Source organism: Paenibacillus sp. FW126-R14 (assembly GCF_058789495.1).
Genome location: NZ_JBYTBS010000071.1, coordinates 12,668 through 31,441 on the forward strand (window position 1 = coordinate 12,668; position 18,774 = coordinate 31,441).

8 protein-coding genes are annotated in these 18,774 nt (G+C 50.1%); all 8 read right to left on the minus strand.

Annotated features, from left to right (window positions below):
- Positions 1-232 precede the first annotated feature (232 nt).
- The 8 genes from AC3WRW_RS29415 to AC3WRW_RS29450 all read right to left on the minus strand — a co-directional run bounded on the left by AC3WRW_RS29415 (position 233) and on the right by AC3WRW_RS29450 (position 18,704).
- Entirely contained in the window at positions 233-5,431 is a 5,199-nt protein-coding gene (locus tag AC3WRW_RS29415) for a phosphodiester glycosidase family protein (protein ID WP_492549769.1), read from the minus strand.
- Positions 5,432-5,544: 113 nt separating this feature from the next.
- Positions 5,545-10,983, minus strand: a complete 5,439-nt coding sequence (locus tag AC3WRW_RS29420; RefSeq protein ID WP_492549770.1) for a family 10 glycosylhydrolase — start codon at positions 10,981-10,983, stop codon at positions 5,545-5,547.
- A 429-nt stretch (positions 10,984-11,412) separates the two neighbouring features.
- On the minus strand, positions 11,413-11,772 hold the full coding sequence (locus AC3WRW_RS29425; RefSeq protein WP_492549771.1) for a Rieske (2Fe-2S) protein: 360 nt from the start codon (positions 11,770-11,772) through the stop codon (positions 11,413-11,415).
- A 15-nt stretch (positions 11,773-11,787) separates the two neighbouring features.
- Positions 11,788-12,849: an amidohydrolase family protein gene (locus AC3WRW_RS29430; RefSeq protein ID WP_492549772.1), complete on the minus strand. Its 1,062-nt coding sequence runs from the start codon at positions 12,847-12,849 to the stop codon at positions 11,788-11,790.
- A gap of 54 nt (positions 12,850-12,903) precedes the next feature.
- A complete protein-coding gene (locus AC3WRW_RS29435; RefSeq protein WP_492549773.1) occupies positions 12,904-14,472 on the minus strand; it encodes an extracellular solute-binding protein in 1,569 nt (522 codons plus the stop codon).
- Between the two features lie 71 nt (positions 14,473-14,543).
- The gene (locus AC3WRW_RS29440) at positions 14,544-15,404 is read right to left on the minus strand and encodes a carbohydrate ABC transporter permease (RefSeq protein WP_492549774.1); all 861 of its coding nucleotides are present in this window, start codon (positions 15,402-15,404) and stop codon (positions 14,544-14,546) included.
- 13 nt (positions 15,405-15,417) lie between these two features.
- A complete protein-coding gene (locus tag AC3WRW_RS29445; protein ID WP_492549775.1) occupies positions 15,418-16,311 on the minus strand; it encodes an ABC transporter permease in 894 nt (297 codons plus the stop codon).
- Between the two features lie 215 nt (positions 16,312-16,526).
- A complete protein-coding gene (locus AC3WRW_RS29450) occupies positions 16,527-18,704 on the minus strand; it encodes a helix-turn-helix domain-containing protein (RefSeq protein ID WP_492549776.1) in 2,178 nt (725 codons plus the stop codon).
- Between the last annotated feature and the right edge of the window lie 70 nt (positions 18,705-18,774).

Below are 18,774 nucleotides of genomic sequence, written 5' to 3' on the forward strand. Positions count from 1 at the left end.
GCTGCTGCACTTTACTATAATATGTCAAATGAAGGCTTGTCTCTGCAACTGAATATTCCTTTATTCAAGCTTAACCGAAAAAACTTGGACAAATTCAGCCCAAACTACATTTTGTATAGCAACAGTTTCCCCTAAATGTTTACGGATCAGCGCCCTCTGCTTCTCTGCGCACCAAAAGGCTGCTCCCGAGATCGCGAACGACCTTGGGAACAGCCTCAAATGAATTTCCCGCTTATTCCAAAATTTTTCTGGCGATAGCCACAAGATCGAGAATATCGATCAATCCGTTACCGTCGTAATCCGCAGATTGAATGAGACTCCAATCCGGATGCGTGCGGTCTTTGCCGTAGTGTGCTGCTGCGAATGCAAGGTCGCTGATCGTGTACTTGCCGTCGTGGTTCGAATCGCCCGGCAAGCCTCTTGGAACCGTGACCTCGACATAGACGCTTGACGGTGCCGCTATGTGTTCATTTCCTTCCCCATCTCCCAGAGTCGCGCTGGCAACGGCAATCGAGCCGCTGGCCGTTTGCGCCACAGATTTCGCACGGAAGTGAAGTTCAATGAAGACCGAATCGGATGAGATCGCATGCGAGAGCCCTTCGCTTATAACGATTAGACGAATAACACCCGGTGCTTGTGTCAATGCGTTCAGGATTTTCACACCGTCTGCCGTCGTTTGTGCGTCCACGAATTCATATAAATTCGAATCATATTGATAATTCAGATCCTGAGCCAGTATTGGCTGCTGCACATTTTTTAACCCGAAAGACAACGTGAAAGCCTCGTTCGGCTGAACGCTTATAGGTCCGGAAAGCGTCGTCGACGCTTGCTGTACAACTCTTTTTAGAACATGAACTTGAGCAGTCGCCTGTTTCCCTCCATATTGTACCGTGAGCGTCGTACTGCCTTCAGCCAGGCCCGTCACGAGCCCTCGCTCGTCAACGGAGGCAATGCGGTTATCGGCTACTTGAAAGGAGGATAACGCTGTAACATCTTGGGCAGCTCCCGAAGAGCTGTAGGTTGCTGTAACAACCGTTTGATGAGTTGCTCCAACTTCCACGTTATAGGAAGAACGATCCGTATTTAACTCAAATGTTTCCGGTGCGGCCGTTTTCTTCAACGTAAACTCATCCACAATGCGTCCGCCTACCGTTTTGGTGACAACTTTCATTTCATCGCCTTGAATGTCGACCGACGCATACATTTGCGTATTTTCCGCATCGGTTACTTTCTGCCAATCTCTGGCCGTCAGCGAATAAAACTTAGGTCCTGTTGAGCCTGCCACCATATATGTGGTTCCTTGCCCCTCGGGGGCCGGTTTACCGTCTTTCATCGGGAAAGTCCGCAAATAAATATGATCGTGTCCGTTAATGCCCAGGTCAACCTTGAACTCGTCAAATACCGGCACCCACTGTTCCCGGACGATAGCCGTATCATAAATACTGCCGTACGGGCCTCTGTGGAAGGCAACCACCTTCCATTTCTTCGTGGTGCTTGCAAGGTCCTGGCGCAGCCATTCCTTCTGCTCTTCATACGCATATTCGCTGTTGAGCACCACAAAATGCATGTCTTTGTAGTCAAAAGAGAAGTTCGTTCCTTTGAGCGTACTAACGCCATTGCCCGGCTGATTGAAATGAGCAAGGAAATCGTTGTTTTCCCGCATGCCCATCACTTCATGGTTCCCTATAAGCGCGACTAGCGTCTTATTCATCAATTTGTCTTGCGCTGCGCTAAACCACATATTCCATTCGCTTTCCTTAAAGCCGCTATCGATCATATCCCCGGCATGCACCATAAATTCCGCGTCCGGATGCTCTTCTACGGCTTTGGCAACCGTGTTCCCCCATAGTTTATAGCCGTTTAAATCAGCCGCTTGCGAATCGGCAAAGTAAAGAAATTTCGTATGATCGCCACTGGCTGCCGTTGTCTGAAACGAACCATGGGAGCTCACATTCCCGCTGCCGTCTCCGACCCGGTAAACATAGCGCGTATTCGGTTCTAATCCGTTTGCAATAGCTTTATGTACCCGAACCGTACCTAAATCGTACGTATTGTATACATAGCTGCTTCCCGTAAATTTCATCACATTTGATTGTGTAAAATCTTTAAATTCCGCTTCTTTGACGATTTCTACAACCGTAGATTCAATGCCAGGATGCGTATGCCAGGTCAAATACCTCGAAGTCGTCGGATCATCGCCCATCGTCAAGCTGATGTTGTAAGGAACCGGCGTGCCTGCCAACGGCGAGACCTTGAAACTCACCAGTGGACTGTACTTTGGGTCCTTTACCGCTTGCAGTTTGTACTCATTTACAACAGATGTCAACGTATTGGTTAGTAACATTCCTTGTGCGTCGGTCGTACCTATTTCAGTTCCGTCAGCAAGCAGTTTCACGCCTTGGACTGCCTGACCTTGCTCATCTTTCACCGTAAACTTCGTTGTATAGCCTTGCACGACGCCAAATTCATCCCAGCTTAATGACAGATGGTTCTTGATCGTGGAAGAAATGGGAAGACCAAAGAAAGCGAACTGCGTCTCTCCCGAATCCGTGAACCGAATGGATCCTGAACGGAAGGCAATCTCGTTAGACCCCGTGGCATCCGATCTGATGCGGTAGGAAATTTGGCCTAGAAGATCATTGTCCGAAAGAGCGGCTGTATCGATTCCTGTCCAAGTTAACCGAACGGTGCCTTGAGCTGGATTAACCGATGTTTGCCACATGCTGTCGGCAAGCTTGCCGCCTTTGATGGCTTGCAGTCCTTCGACCTTCGTTGGATCAAAAACGAATTCGATTTGGCCGTCGCGGATTTTTGCCGCCTTCACGCCTTTGATATCCACTGTGTACGTATTTCCGGCGTAAGTCTCTTCCTGCGCTTGATACGCGATCTTAGGAGCGCCAGTGTCAACCGTGAACGTCCATTCTTTCGTCGTTTGGTTGCCGGACAAGTCTTTAATCTGAAGCTTAACCTTGTGTACACCGTCAGCTAGCGGAACATCAGGCGTATGCCAGATGCGTCCCTCCGGCGGGTACAGGGCATGCGTAACGAGATGATCATCCAAATACATCCGGATTTTGTCCGGATCAATCAGCGTCGTGCCTGGATTCGTTTCGTAATTGTAGCCATAGTCTTCGCCATATGCCCGAATGGTCGGCGTGTTCGTATGCACGGTTGCGCCATCTTCCGGCATCATATTTTTGAGAATCGGCGGGTCCATATCGTCCTTGGCAGGGCCGTACAGGGCGCGAATCTGATCGATATAGAGCACCCCGGCATCTTTCTTAGACGCTTGAGTTTCCATGTAACGAACAGGCATATCGATCGTAAGCGGGAGCGCTCTGCCTTTCGGAACGACCGCTTCTACGTATTTCCAACCGGTCCAGTTCACACCCGTATTCTGGTCGGTAAAATCAATCGGAATCGTCCCGTTCACATCCCTGAGCTGCGCTCTTAGCCAGTGCGTGCGGCCATCCCCATACACCCACATGCTGATTTTCTCCGGGTATCCCGGAATTTGAATGCGGGAGGCGACATCTTTTGCCGTCAAATACGCACCGGAAGTGCCGGGCTTGCCCGTAAAATCATATTCAAGCCTGAGCGCTTTTCTCCCGAACCTTACGAAGTCTTCGCTCGTCTCTATGCTTGCAATGCTTTTTACCGCTTGAGCCGATGAGCTTTCCAAATAATTGCCCAATCCGTTCTCGAAATCTTCCAGGATGACGGGCGGCAGACCTACGGTGACGTCCATTGATGTCTCAACTCCATGATAGCTCACATAAATTTTACCGCTTTTTTCCGTTTCGGCTGTTGCCGTAAATGTCCCTTTCGCATCAATCGCGCCAATCGGGCCCTCTACCCGCCAAGTTAACCTGCTATTGTCCGCATGCACCACTTGGCCGTTGCGCAGCGCTGTTACGGTTAGATCCGTTGATTTGCCTGATGCAAATGTTTTTACGGCATCGGGGAACTTCAATGCTGTCAACTCGTCCACGACTTCTACCTTGGCTTTGCCGGAGGACAGCCCCTCTCCGTTGACGGTCAATTCGGCCAATCCTGCCGCTTGGCCTGCAAGAAACTTACCTGAACGGTCCACTGCCCCTACGGCAGCATCGAGCTGCCAAGAACGCTCTCCCGAATATGGAGCCGGATGACCCGATTCATCGACAGCAGCGGACTGGAAGCTGAAGGAAGAACCAGCAAGAACGCGCTCAAAGTTCGGCTGAATCAGCAGCTTGGAGGCCGCTCCCTCAGGGGCCTTGTTCACGAGCAGCAAGCCGTTGGCTGTCTTCCTTTCACCGCCGTCTGAAGGTCTGTTCATTACCTGTCTTGCATCTTGCCCGGGAAGCTTGACCACGACCGTCGAAGAGCCGCCGCCGTCTAAGTTCAAAGCTTGTACAACACCGAGTTTCTTCATCAGTTGACCTAACTCCTGCAGCTGCACCCCTTCACTAAAGCCCGGGCTGCGGCCATCCACCTCGAACATCACAATCGTTCCGTCCGCTTTGGTGCCAATGGCCGACCGTGGATGAACGGCCGTATCGCTATTCGGCTGCACGACGCCGTCCTTCACCAGCAGCTCAGAGCCGCCGATCACCATTTTGACGTCACGCCACGCTGCTTCAAGCTCAAAGCTGGCTGATACCTCATCGCCGATGCGAAGTCCGCTGAGCGTATTTCTGGCATTGCCTGCTGCGGATAACACCACTTTGCCTTCCGCGAGAACACTGTTGCCTTTGTCTTTATGCACTTCGACTACTTTAAGCTTCATCGTTTGTCCGCTTTTCACATCGCCTTCGAGGACGTCCAGAACGACCTCATCGCCAAGATCGTTCGTCATGGTTGACGTGTAATAATCAGACGAATACATAACAAACGCATCCGTGCCCCGCAAACGGTTTATATGCGTAATCGGCGTCGTTTTGCTGCCGATCGTTACGGTCCGCGTCAATTTGGGACTTGGCCCATACAGGCTGGTTCCGTCTGATTTTAGGCCGAAAGCATACCAGTCGCCCGGCGGGCTCGTCAAAATTTTCCCATCTCCCATGAACATGCCAAGCGGGATGCCGTTCGCCAAATCATAGAAATCGCCATTCAGCCCTGCGATGACCCGGTTGCCGGGCCGGTCGGCGTCGCTGGCCATTGTGGAAACGCCTTGCATGCCGTACACTTTGCCATCGGTCTTGCCCGGCTGCAAATCCAGCTTTCCTGCTTGCGGATTGAACTCGATGGTATGCACTTTCTCATATCCCCGTTCCAGCTTCATGTCATACCAGTTATAGGCAGCGCCAGGGGCGATTTCCATTTGACGCGAGTCAACAATTTGACTCTCCAAGTCAGGTATTGCAGCGTGGGCAGCTCCATAAGGCAAAATCATGGAGATCACAGAAACCCCGCATAACCATTTGGAAAGCCGGTTGCGAAACTTTATCATTCACAAACCCTCCTGATCGAAAACAGCCCCGCTCCCAAGGCCATGTATCTTGCACATAGCAGTATGTCTAAGGAGAGGGGCCGAAAGTCTTTTATTTGATTTCCATCAACGTCTTATTCCAAAATCTTGCTTGCAATAGCGGCTAGATCTAAAATATCGATGATGCCATTGCCATCATAATCAGCGACTTTGATACGGTTCCAGTCCGGATGCGTGCTGTCTTCTCCATAGTGAGCCGCCGCAAAAGCCAAATCGCCTATTGTGTATTGTCCATCGCCGTTCGCATCCCCTGGTTTGCCAGGAGGCTGTGTCACTACTTCAACCCGGATAGACGCTGGTCGCGCTTCCAGCTCGTGTCCTTGCGCGTCTCCAAGCAGCGCGCGTGTGACTGCGATTGTTCCTGCCGTAGTTTGGCTTAAGGTTTTAGCTTGGAAAGAAAGCTGCACCAGATCGGCATCGCCAATGACTGCGTTGCTGGCTCCTTGGCTTGCAAGAATTAACCTTACTTTCCCAGGCACCGACTTCTCGGACACGATACTCACGCCATTCTTGATCGAAGCGGATTTGACATAATCCACAATGGAAGGATCATACTCAACTGTGATATCCTGCGCATAAACGCCGGTTGTGACGCTCCGTAGGCCAAATTGAACCGTAAACGGTTGACCCGTTAATACGCTGCTTTGTCCAAGCAGAATGGCAGCTGCTTGAGCTTCCTGGCTTTCGCCAAGCGTGACATAATTGCTCGCTGCGCTCTCATTGTGCACTCTGTCAACAGCTGTAACAGCATACGTATACAGCTGCCCTTCAACAGCCTTCTTGTCTGTGTAATGCTGAACATGACCCGACTGCTTGCGAACGATGCCCGCGATTTGCGCCGGATTGTCAATGCTGCCGCCTTGGTTGCCGTCAAATCTGTAAATTACATAATAGGCTGCATCGCTTGTGCTCGCATCTTTCCACGAAAGCTCGATTCCTGCCGCACTTTTACTTACCGTTTCGAGCGTTGGCTTTTCCGGCGCAACGGCATCGATCCATGGCATTGCAGGAATCAGAGCCGGCAGCTTGTAACTGTCATTGATCAATCTGTCTTTAATGCCTAGCGGATTCGTCTGAAGATCCTTCGCGCTGAAGTGCATGCTGCCTTTAACGCCCTCAAAGTTCAAATTGTATTTTAACTGGTTCGGCAGCTCGTCGGGATTTTCCCATGCCTCATTGTTGGCATTAATCTTGTAAACGGCATGGCCGATGTAGAGATGCACATTCGTGCCCTGCGTTTCTTTCGTCCACCAATCAATCAGCTTCTCGTAAGCAGCCGCTGTAAAGCCGAAATTCCAATAAATTTGCGGTGTAATGTAATCGATCCAACCTTGATGAATCCATGTGCGCGTATCTGCATACAGATCGTCATAATTCCGCTGTCCGGCCGTCGTATCCGAGCCCGTCGGATCGTCGGCAATATTGCGCCAAACGCCGAACGGAGAGATACCGAATTTGACATAGCTTTTCTCGTGTTTAATGGCGGTAGACAGTTCGTGTACCAGTCTGTTCACGTTATCTCTGCGCCAATCCCCTTTATTCGGGAAGGCTGCTCCATAAGCTTGGTACGTGGCGTCATCCGGGAAGTCTTTGCCATCGACTACATACGGATAGAAATAATCGTCCATGTGAACGGAGTCGATATCATAATTGCGGACCACTTCCATAATGCTGCCAATGACAAAATCTTTCACCGCCGGCACGCCCGGATTATAGTACAGCTTACCGCCATAGCTAACAACCCAGTCCGGATGCTGTCTAGCCGGATGGTTCGCAACCAAATTCTCGATCTTATCCTTCATGCTGATCCGGTATGGATTGAACCAAGCGTGGAATTCCATATTGCGCTTATGGGCTTCCTCAACCATAAAGACCAAAGGATCATATCCCGGATCCTTGCCTTGCACACCTGTCAAATACTCTGACCAAGGTCCGTATTCGGACGGGTAGAAGGCATCCGCTGTCGGCTTCACTTGAACGACGACGGCATTCATGCCCATTTTGGCCAGATCATCCAGCATCGCTGCGAAGGATTGCTTCTGAGCTTCCGGCGTTACAACCCCTTTTTGCGGCCAATCGATGTTTTCAACCGATGCAATCCACGCCGCTCTCAGCTCCCGTTTTGGCGCACTGGTGGCTTTATTTACGACAAGTGAGAAATAATCGGTTTTGCCGCCAAACGAAGCGGTAATCATGCTGTATCCCACCTTTAATGCTGTCACTTTTCCCGAATCGTCCACTGTCGCTACCGCCGGGTTGCTGCTCTTAAAGACAACTCCGCTCGTAATTTCCACCGGATCCGGCGTTAAGCTGTAAATGCCTGTTACGCGAGGGCGCTGCGAATCCCCTATCGTCATTGCGCTCAGCCCTTGAATATCAATGCTTTGCAGAACAGCTACAGGATTCGTCACGACGAGATCATAACGAATGGATTTGCCGCCGAAAGCAGCCGTGATGGCCGTTTGGCCGGCTTTTAGCGCCGTCACCTTGCCGGTCACGTCCACGGAAGCCACGTCAGGAGCGCTGCTGCTGAACGCGACATCGCTGGCTGCCAGCTCAACCGACACAGCATCGCCCGCATAGGTAGCGAATACCTTCGCTTGCTTCGTCTGTCCTTTTTCCATTGCCGCTAATCCGGCAAACTCGAGACGCTCGACGACCGGAGCTTCAGCCGTTACCTTCAGCACATAAACTGCTGGCGGAGCGCTTCCGAAGATCGCCGTAATCGTAGTTGTTCCCGCTTTAAGCGCCTTCACCAGCCCTTTCGCATCAACAGTCGCAACCGCAGCGTCACTGCTGTAAAAAGTCATGCCGCTTTGAACTTGCACAGGGACGGTATTGCCGCTATACGTCGCATAGACGACCGCTTGCTTGCTGTCCCCAATCACCATCGGCGTTAAACCGGACAGCTCCGACTCAAATACGTCCGTGTTGGCGTATAAAGCCGTTAGCTGATCGAAGTAGAGTGCTCCGCCATTTTTATTCGTATCGCTTGTTTCAACTAGATAAATTTGGTTCAAGCGAATCGGTGTTTTCAAATTGGCCGGCACATCGACCGTTACGTATTTCCAGCCCATCCAATTAAGTCCGCCGGAAGATGTGAAATCCACCGTCGGTTTCGTACCGGCAGCATCCTGCAGCATAGCGCGCAGCCAATGCTTCTGGCCGTCCCCGTAAACCCAGACGCCCAGCTTTTTCGGATAGCCTTCCAGTACGCGACCTGTGCCCCCAAGCTCATCTTTAAAGTTCAGGTAAGCCGCAGATGTTCCGGTTGTTCCTGTAAAATCGTAGGTAAGTTTGCCTGCGTATGTCCCTGTATGCACAGGTTCCGGTCTGTTGACCTTCGTCAATTGCACCGAATTCGGGACCGTACGCACGCTGGAGGGCGCGATATCCGCAATATCTTCAAAATCCTCCACAACCGCTGAAAGCTTCCCAACGATTACCGCTGCCTTCGCGCTGACATCGCCAATTGCCGCAACGACGTTCCCGACCGCCGACCCGTTCACAGCTGTTAATACACCTGCTGAGGAGATCGTACCGATTGCTCCTGATTGACTCCAAACCAGCTGCTCAGCTGGGACCTGCATCTCATTGCCGCTGCCGTCAAATCCTTTAACTGTAAAGGATTGCACAGCGCCTGGGTTCACATTCGCCAATTTCGGCGCTACCTCAAGACGTCTGAGGACAGGCGCATTCATGTCCACAAGCCTCATTCCTTTATAGTAGGCATCCAGTATTTGGTCATAACTCCAACCCTTCTGCCCGAGCATTTGCGCGCCGTTCTGGCTCATCCCTACCCCATGCCCGTTGCCGCCGCCATAAAACGTTAAGCCCGTAAGCGATCCGCCCCCATCGCGCGCCAAATCAAAGCTGAAGAAGGCCGAGTACAAAATGCTTGGATTCGCAAGCGGAGAATTATCGTATGCGCCTGACCCGCCTTTGGCACGGTAAGCCAATATATCCCCGCCGCCGGTATAGGCTTTGCTTGGTCGAATCGTAAATCGAATGTTGAATTCGCGTAAAATTTTATAAGTGCCCGTACTGCCTTCAATGACTAATTCCATTGCGTTGCCACCGGCTCCGCGCTTTGTCACATACATGGTGCTAATCGTTCCTACGCCTTCTTGCGGGATAGGCTTGCTAACAAAGCTGCCGTCTGCTTCTTTCGTCAAAACAAACATAGGCTCTGCCGCATAACGATCCTTAATATTGATGTTCACCGTATTTTGCAGTTCGGTTCTCGTCAGGCTCACTTTCCAACGGAAATAGGGGGAGTCTGAATCATAACCGGTATAATTCAAATTTTTGTAAAAATCATTCAGTGCTTGCTCATTGGAAGTATCAATGGTCAGCATGCTGCCGCTGTTGGCAGGATCGTACGTGTAGCTGCGCCCCGTCAAATACGGCAGCGGCGTTCCCGGGAACAGGTTCGTGTCGACATCCTGCCACACCTCATGCTTCGACGCTCCGTAACCGCCCGATGCCGAGTAAAACCTCGCATCCACCAGTTCGTCGCCGCTTTTCATGATTTTCCCGGCAGTAGCCTGCACGGCTTGCGTCGTCAGCGCGTTCTCCGCTTGGTTGTTGTACACTTGGCTGAGCGTGCTGTCATCGATGTGGAAGCCGAGATCGGCGAACCGGCTCGTCATATAATCCGTGAGCGCATATGTGCGCGCTGCGATCGATTGCGCTTTCAAAGCTTCCAATCCGAAAGAAGCCGGCATTTCACTCGGAACAACCTGATAAAGATACTGTTCGATATCCACTTCATTGATCAGTCTCAGCTTGCTTTTATCAGGACTTAAGAAAAGCTCGAAAGTCCCCCGATATTGCGGCTTGCCCTGACCTCGGCTTATCGACATGACCTGCAGCAGGGAATCAACGCTTACAGGCTCGATATACAGCCGGTTCGCCGTTGAGAACAGCGCTAAGCCATTCTGCGAAGCGGCGGTCTTCCCGTTCGAAACAGTAAAAGAAACGAGCGATCCGGCTGCAATCGGATATTGTTGATTTGCCGCTTTGTCCTTGATCAGAAAACCTTGCGCCGACTTGATATCGATTTGCGCATGATTGATCTGCGTCATATCGGCGATATTGGAAATATCCGCCCGAATGCCGACACGCATCCGATTCATTGGCGTATCTCCGAGGATTACGATTCTCGAAGCTTTCCCGTCTCCGTCCAAATAGACGTCTACGTTTTCTGCTCCTACCATCACATCGTTCAATGATTTGGTGACGATTCGTTCGCCGAATTGTTGTTCAACGATCAAGTTATCGCTAAGCGCGACAGTCCCTTTGGAGGCAAGCTCAATCGTTTTGCCGGCGGTATTCTTAGCCATCACTTTCTCATGCAGCGGGGCAGGCGCAGCAGCGCTTTGCAATGTGCCCTCTTGCGCCTGGGCGGACGGTAAACCGCTTCCAAAACCCGATACAATCGTACACAGCAGCAGCATAAGCGCCACAGATGCATGCCATTTCCTTTTCTGTGAATAAGTGGAACTTCTCATCAAAAGGCACATCCCTTCTATGTATTTCCCTTGCTCGCCATTCATTGCCTCAAATCAGTATCCAACCTGTTACCGCATTTGCATCACCGTCCCTGAAGAATCTTCATCTACCAAGATACAAATTGTATCTATACAGATAGAAAATCCATGAATTCCCCTGCTCATCTGCCCAGCAACAAAATATTCTTTCAAAATTTTACTCATTATTGAAATTTATTTTCGATGCATACACGTTAAGTTTAGCCTTAACTTTCCAATCTGTACATAGCGAAGAGTGACTGGTTATGTCATCATTTGTCGCTTAACATATCGTTTTTTTATCGCACTGCGATGATGATCCATAATGTATCTCCAAGTTTTTCAGAAACAGTAAAAAAGAGGGGCGATAGGGCCGTTTCAGCCTGCCCCGCTCCCTCTTCCTCACCCCGTTCACTTTCTCTCCATCTCGACGCCGACCCTGCCGTCCTGCACAAAGACTTGGTACGTCTTCAACCAAATCTTCTCGCTAAACAGCGATTTGCCGGTTCGAATGTCGAACTCCCAACCGTGCCACGGGCAGCGAAGGATTTCGCCGCTTTTTCCGTACTCGTATTCGTATACGCTTGACGGAAGCGTTGTCCCTGAGACGAGTCCGGCGCACATCGGCGCACCTTGATGCGGACAATAATTGTTAACGGCATAATAGGTGTCGTTGATCCGGTAAATGCCGATGCTCTTTCCCTCAAGCACAACGACCGCGTGTCCGCCATCCGGAACATCGCCTGTATCCAGCACATAATGAACCGTCATAAGCTCCTCCGTAAATTACAGGTTATATAGGCTCTTGGCGTTTTCGTAAAAGATTTTGCGCTTGGCTTCCGGCTTCAATCTCCGCAGAATCATATCCGGCGAGTCGAAGTCCCAATGCGGGTAATCGCTGGAGTACAATATCATATTCTCCGCATCGATCATATTGAATAAATCAATCAAATGCTGCGGATTGTCCGGTTCCTCAATAGGCTGCGTGGTCAAATAGCAATGCTCGCGAATGTATTGGCTGGGCATTTTTTTGAGCCATGGGACTGTGGAGCGCAGCGCTTTGTAGTTCTTGTCCAGCCGCCACATGAGGTGCGGCAGCCAGGCAATGCCACCCTCGGTAAGCACCACTTTCAGGCGTGGGAATTTCTCGAATACCCCCTCGCATACCATGGAGACGAGATGAGCCATAAACATTTGGGACAGACACGTGTGCCATTCGATGTAACGGGAAGGATATCCCGCTGCCGTCGGCGCCGTTGAGCTGCCCCCTCCTTCCGCCCCCGGATGGATGGCGATCGGGAGGCCGTTCCGCTCCGCCGCCTCATAGATCGGATGATATTGGCGCTGGCCAAGAGGCGCGCGCGCCGCACTCGAAATCATCACTTCAACGATATCGGGATGGCCCCCGATACGGTCGATTTCTCTTGCAGCGAGGTAAGGGTCCTGCGTGGCGACAGCCATTGCGCCCTTGAACGCCTTGTGCTTGCCCAGCCATTCGGCAATCAAATAGTCGTTGTAGGCGGAACAGATCACTGCCGCATAATCCGGATCATGCGTCGTCGAAATGTTGTACACCACTCCGGTTAATACGCAGTATTCGACATTGTAGTCCTCCAGGAGCTGCTTGATCATCAGGTCGGGATCTGAACCGGCTTTTCCGCCGCCCGGAGGAATCGCGTCTTTCTTCATGACGCCTACCGGCGAATAGTAGCCGGAACCGGAATACCCGATTCCTGTAGCCGCTACGCGCGAGCGCCAAGGTTCAGCCAAATACGGCAGCAGATCGGCATCATTCTGCTCATTATGGACATCCACATCAATGACCTTCATCTTCTCGGCCACGGTCATACGAATCCCTCCATTTCGGAGGCCCCTCATCTTCTCCGGGCCCCCACACAGCTATTATTTTTTACCGTAAGTGCGCGTATAGGCGGCATTGTACATATCCAGCAGCTCGTCAGCGCCAAGCTTTTTGCACTGATCGATAAATTCTTGCCACGTTTTATCGTTGATCGGCGTTTTACCGGAGACGAATTCGGTCAGCTTTTGTTCCAAGTACTTGTTCAGATTGTTCAATTTCGATTTCTCAAGCTCCAGCTCTTCACTCGTCTTCACGATCTGCTTCGGTGCCGGGATGATGAATGGCTCGTAGCTTTTGTTAATCGCTTTGCTCTTATCGCTTAATCCGCTTTCCCAAACCGCACGGGATTTGGCATTGTCCAGCGTGATCATGTCATACCAGACGCCCCAGTCTTTGCGTAGTGTGGTAAATGGTGACGCGCCGAAATCCTTGTTGTAAACAGGCTTGCCGTTTTCTTTCGTATACGTTTTGCCCTCGATCCCCAGAGATAAGTAGTTCGAGCCTTCTTCGCTCAGCAGATAGTCAAGGAATTGAACCGCTCTGTCCTTATCCTTCACTTTGGCTGAAATCGCACGGCCCGTCGTGCCGACAACAGAACGGGAGAACTGGTAGTTTTTGATCCCGTCAGCAGCAAACTGCGGTATAGCATCAAGCGTGTAATCGGCAATGCCTGCTTTACGCCCTTTGTCCATCAGAGTCTCCAGATCCGCCTTCCAGAAAAACGTGACCAGCGACTTGCCTTTCAGAATCCGTTCTTCCCACTGCGCTTGGGTAATCATTGAGAATTCAGGATCGAGCAGTTTCTCGTTAAACAGCTTGTTTAAGAAAATGAGCGAATCCTTATAGCCTTTGTGGTAAGGGGCAAACGCATATTTGTCGGTCGCCGGATCGACGTTATAAAATCCATGAATGCCTGTAAATGCTCTACCAAACGTCGTGAATAGCCCCGTATCGCCTACAATGGCGTTATTGATCAACGGATAGGTGTCAGGCTGCTTTTCTTTGAGCGTCTTCAAAAACTGGTAAAATTGATCCAGCGTGGTCGGCGCTTGCAAGCCGTATTTATCCATAATGTCCTTACGGGTATACCAGATGAAATTAAAGCCTTTGCCTTCGGCATCCCCTTCGATGACGGGTACGGTGTAAATGCCTCCGTCCGCTCCTGTTGCTACCGCTTTAGCTTCCGGATATTTATCGAAAAACGCCTTCATATTCGGGGCTTTATCCAAGTAATCCTTGAGATTCAGAAACACCTTGTCAGGCCCATGCTGCCTGCCCTCCAGCGTATCGACTTGGATGAAGTCCGTTACCGCGTTGGTCGCGATCATGATCTGCTTTTTCTCCTTCAAGCCTTCCTGACTGACCACTTGAAACTCTACTTTTACGCCGGTCTTCGCTTCTATTTCCTTGAAAATTTCCCAATCTGGGCGCACTTTTCCCTCCGGACGGTCATAAGCCAGCCAAGAGAAAGTAATCGGCTTCTTCGCTTCTTCCGCTTTCTTGGTATCGCTAGACGCAGGCGTATCCTTCGTTTCGCTCGTGCAGCCTGCTGCCACCAAACTGGAGAACATCAGAGCCGACATTGCCGCTGCTACCGTTCTTTTTTTCATGTGAAGACCTCCCGAATTGGTTTAAAATATCGAACTGTCGCTGCCGGATCGTCAGCTATCGCATGGGCGACTTACCCTTTGATGCCGCCGATCATCGTACCTTGAACAAAATACTTCTGGATAAACGGATATACGCACAAAATTGGGAGCGTAGCCATCATGATGATGGCATATTTCATCGTTTGGAGCAGGCTCATATCGCCCTCTCCTTGAATCGTGGTACCGGCGACAAGAATGTTCCGAAGCATAATTTGCAGCGGATACATCGAACGGTCGTTCAAGTAAATGAGCGCATCGAAGAATGCGTTCCATTGGTTCACAGCCGTGAACAGGCCGATGGTGGCCATCACAGGCATCGATAGCGGCATGACCACCCGCAACAGCACCTGCAGAGAGGAACAGCCGTCGATTGTCGCCGCATCTTCCAGCTCTTCCGGCAAGGCTTCAAAAAACGTCCGCATGATGAACAGGTACCAAGTACTGATCATGGAAGGCAGCACGATAGCCCAAATCGAATTGAGCATGCCGAGCTTTTGGACGACGAGAAACGTTGGGATCATTCCTCCGCTGAACAGCAGCGTGAAAGCGGCCAACATCAGAATCCATCTGCGGCCGGGCAGCCATTTCTTCGCTAACGGGTAAGCCATAGCCGCTGTAGTAATTAACGTCAGAATGACATGTACGACCGTATAACGGATCGTATTCCAGTAGCTGATCCATAAGTCGGAATTTGCAGTCAGCTGCTTGTAAGCAATGAGCGTCACCTTTTTGGGAAATAAGAGAACATCGCCGCTGGACACCAGCGCATTATCGCTGATCGAAGCGCTAAACACATAGACGAGCGGATAAATCATCACAATCATAAGCAGAATCATGATGCAGTAATTACAAGCATCAAATACTCTGGAGGCTGCCGACTGTTTGATTTTCAAAAGGGTTCCTCCTTTACCACAGGCTTGTTTCCGAATGTTTTCGGGCTATGCGGTTTGCGCCGATGACGAGAATGAGTCCGATAACGGATTGAAACAATCCGACGGCCGTTGCGAAGCTGAAATCCGCATCCAAAATGCCGCGCCGGTAGACGAACGTATTGATGACATCTGAAGTTTCATAGTTCATAGAGTTGTACAGCAGCAGGATTTTCTGGAAGCCTGTCTCCATGAAATGACCGAGCGTCAGGACGAACAAAATGATCATCACAGGCACCATACCGATAAATGTGATGTGGCGCATTTGGTGGTACCGGTTCGCTCCATCCATTTTGGCGGCTTCGTACAATGTCGGATCAATCCCGGCGATGGCTGCCAGGTACAGAATCGTCCCCCAGCCGATTTTTTGCCAAATTTCCGAGGACACATAAATCGCTCTAAACCATTCGGGCAGCCCGAGGAACAGAATCGGCTCCATCCCAAATACCTTCACCAGCAGAAAATTAATGATGCCGGTCTGCGGCGACAGGAATGTGACCAGAATGCCGGCGATCACGACAGTTGATAAAAAGTGCGGCATATAGCTGATGCTTTGCGCGATGCGTTTAAACATTTTGTTCTTCAGTTCGTGAAACAAAATTGCCAGAATGATCGGCGCCGGAAAATGAAACAGCAAATCGTACACGTTTAACATGACCGTATTGCGAATCAGCTTCCATGAATCCGGATTGACATAAAAAAATTCAATAAAATGTTTGAAACCTACAAACTTGCTGCCCATAATGCCCCGGCCAATCGAATAATCCTGAAAGGCAATGATGACTCCGTACATAGGCACGTATTTGAAAATGATGTAGTACAAAATCCCCGGCAGCATTAACAAATATAGCGCTCTATGTTTCTTTAACATGTACCATATTCCATTTCGCCGCAGCATACTGTCCACCCCCTCCTCCTTTCGGAAGTTGATGGCCTAACTATACAGAGATGAGGTTGCGACCGTAAAGCACGCATAATTGCCCTCTGTCTCTTTTTTTACATCCTTGATTTCATGCGGTTTCTCAGCTGTTTGGAAGGGCTGGAAGAAAAAATAGAGACTTCGGAAAAAATGAAGTCTCTACTCGTTTAATGATCCATCGACCGATATTTGGCCGGCGTAATGCCTTCATATTTGCGGAAAGTTCGAATAAACGAATTGCGGCCCCAGTAGCCGACCTTTTCTGCAATCTCATCGATTTTCATATCCGTCTCCAGCAAAAATTGCTTCGCTTTCATAAGCCTGTATTTCGCAATATACTCCACATACTTTTCGCCTACGGCCTCTTTAAATGTTCGGCTGAAATGCCCGCTCGACATGTTCAACAACCCGGCAAAATATTCAATCGAAAGCTCTTCGTTATAATGCTCATGTATGTAGGCCAGAATCTCGGAAAACTGCTGCGTTCGCTGATCGGGCTCCTCGGTTCGGAACAACACACTGTGAATTTCAACAAAACATTGCTTCAATTCGTCCCAGGTCATCACGCTGTGAAGCTTTACGTACAGGCTTGAAAAAAACGGCACATTAAAATCGTTGTGCTCGGTTTCTACCGCTCGTATCCATGTATTCAGCACGTCCGTGCATAAGTATTTCACCTGCATGGCAGTCGCATTCTTGAGCTTGCCCTCTTCGAGCTTTTCGCACACGGACTCCAGCAGCTTGTCATATTCTCGCGTTTTGCATTGATTAAAGATCCTGTTCACTTCCTGCACGGATAAAAAGCTTTCCCACTGTGTCCGATCGCCGACAAGCGGTCCGCGGCAAATTTCCACATCGGCATCCAATCCCCGGTTTTGCAGGACGGATAACGCTTGATCGTAGGATTCATGCAGTTCCTCCGCAGCGTTCACGGTTTTCCCGATACCGATTGTCGCCTTGAAATATTGGCTGTAAGACTCCAATACTAATTTGACGACATCTGCCGCCTCATCCGCGCCCAAATGCAGGAAGGCATCATGCGTCACAACGCAGGCCATCATATCCGGTTTCGTTTGACAGAGCCACACCATGGATGGCGTAGATTTCCGAATTAACTCTTTGATCTCTACGAACAGGAAGGACTTCGTCGTTTCCGACAGCTTTTCATACACTTCCGAATTGTAATGAAAGGCAATGCACAGCACCGTACGCATCGCATGCTTATCGTAGGAGAAATCAATTTCTTTCGCATAATAGGCGATGGACAGCTCGTCCTTGTATTCCCCCTGCAAAATTTTGGTGACGAAAAGCTCCTGCATCAATGGGACCATTCCGCTCATTCGCTGCGAAAGCTCTTTATTTACTTCCGTGATTTCTTGCACCGGACGATACCACCGGCGGCTTAAATAATAGGACACAAAGCTGCCCACCACAAGAAAGAAGACGAGAAACGCCCAACTGATAACCCGTGTCATATAAGCGGGCTTCATTAAGGTGCGAAGATCGGCGATGGTCACGTAATACCAGGAATCGTTGAAGCGGGATTTCACAAGCGACATCGCAATCTCGTCTGTGACAAGGAATTGAGACGCCATGTCATTCGCGCGCGTATGCGCCAAAACGGCTTTAACTTCCCTGTCCGTCAAACCGTTCTGGTTCAAAATGTCCCCCTGGCTGGTCGCAATCGCCGTACCCGTAACCCATTTCTCGGGAATGGAGATTTGTTCTTTGAGCTTGTCTTGATCAAAATGGACGACCAAGTATACCTCCGGATTTTCCGTATTAAACGGGTAGCTCATAACGGCGTACATGCCGAGCGAGCTCGAATCGGTGATATCCATCATTCTTTTACCCGTAAAATGGGATAAATAGTCCCTCTTCTGCTGATCGCCGAGGGGGTAACTCATTTTGAAATAATACGATTTATCCGTATAAATATCGACATCCGCGACCAAATCGCGATTGGCGAAATATAAAAATACTTTCGATACCAATTTATCGGACTGAAGCTTCATCAACTGCTCTCTGAGCGCATGAAACTGCTCCGCACGCTGCTGATTTTCCCTCGAATCGTCAACGACCCGCAGCACACCGGTCAAATTGGATGAACTGAGCATGTTAATCATGTTCGTTTTAAGTGAATCCAGTGCCGTATCGGTTTGTTTGGAGAAATGGCTGATGACCACGTCGTTGAGTTTTTCGGCATCCTTCTCGATCGTTCGGACGGCAAGCACATGAGCCAGAAAGCTGGCGACAATGACCGGAATCAGAATAACTATAAAATAGTTGGTGAAAAGCCGCCAAAAAAGGGCTAACCGGAACTTATGCAGCTTAGAAATGGCCATCTCGATTACCCCGTCCCCTGTCATGTTGTCATGTTGGTTTCCAAATCATTGAATGACTATTGTTTTATAC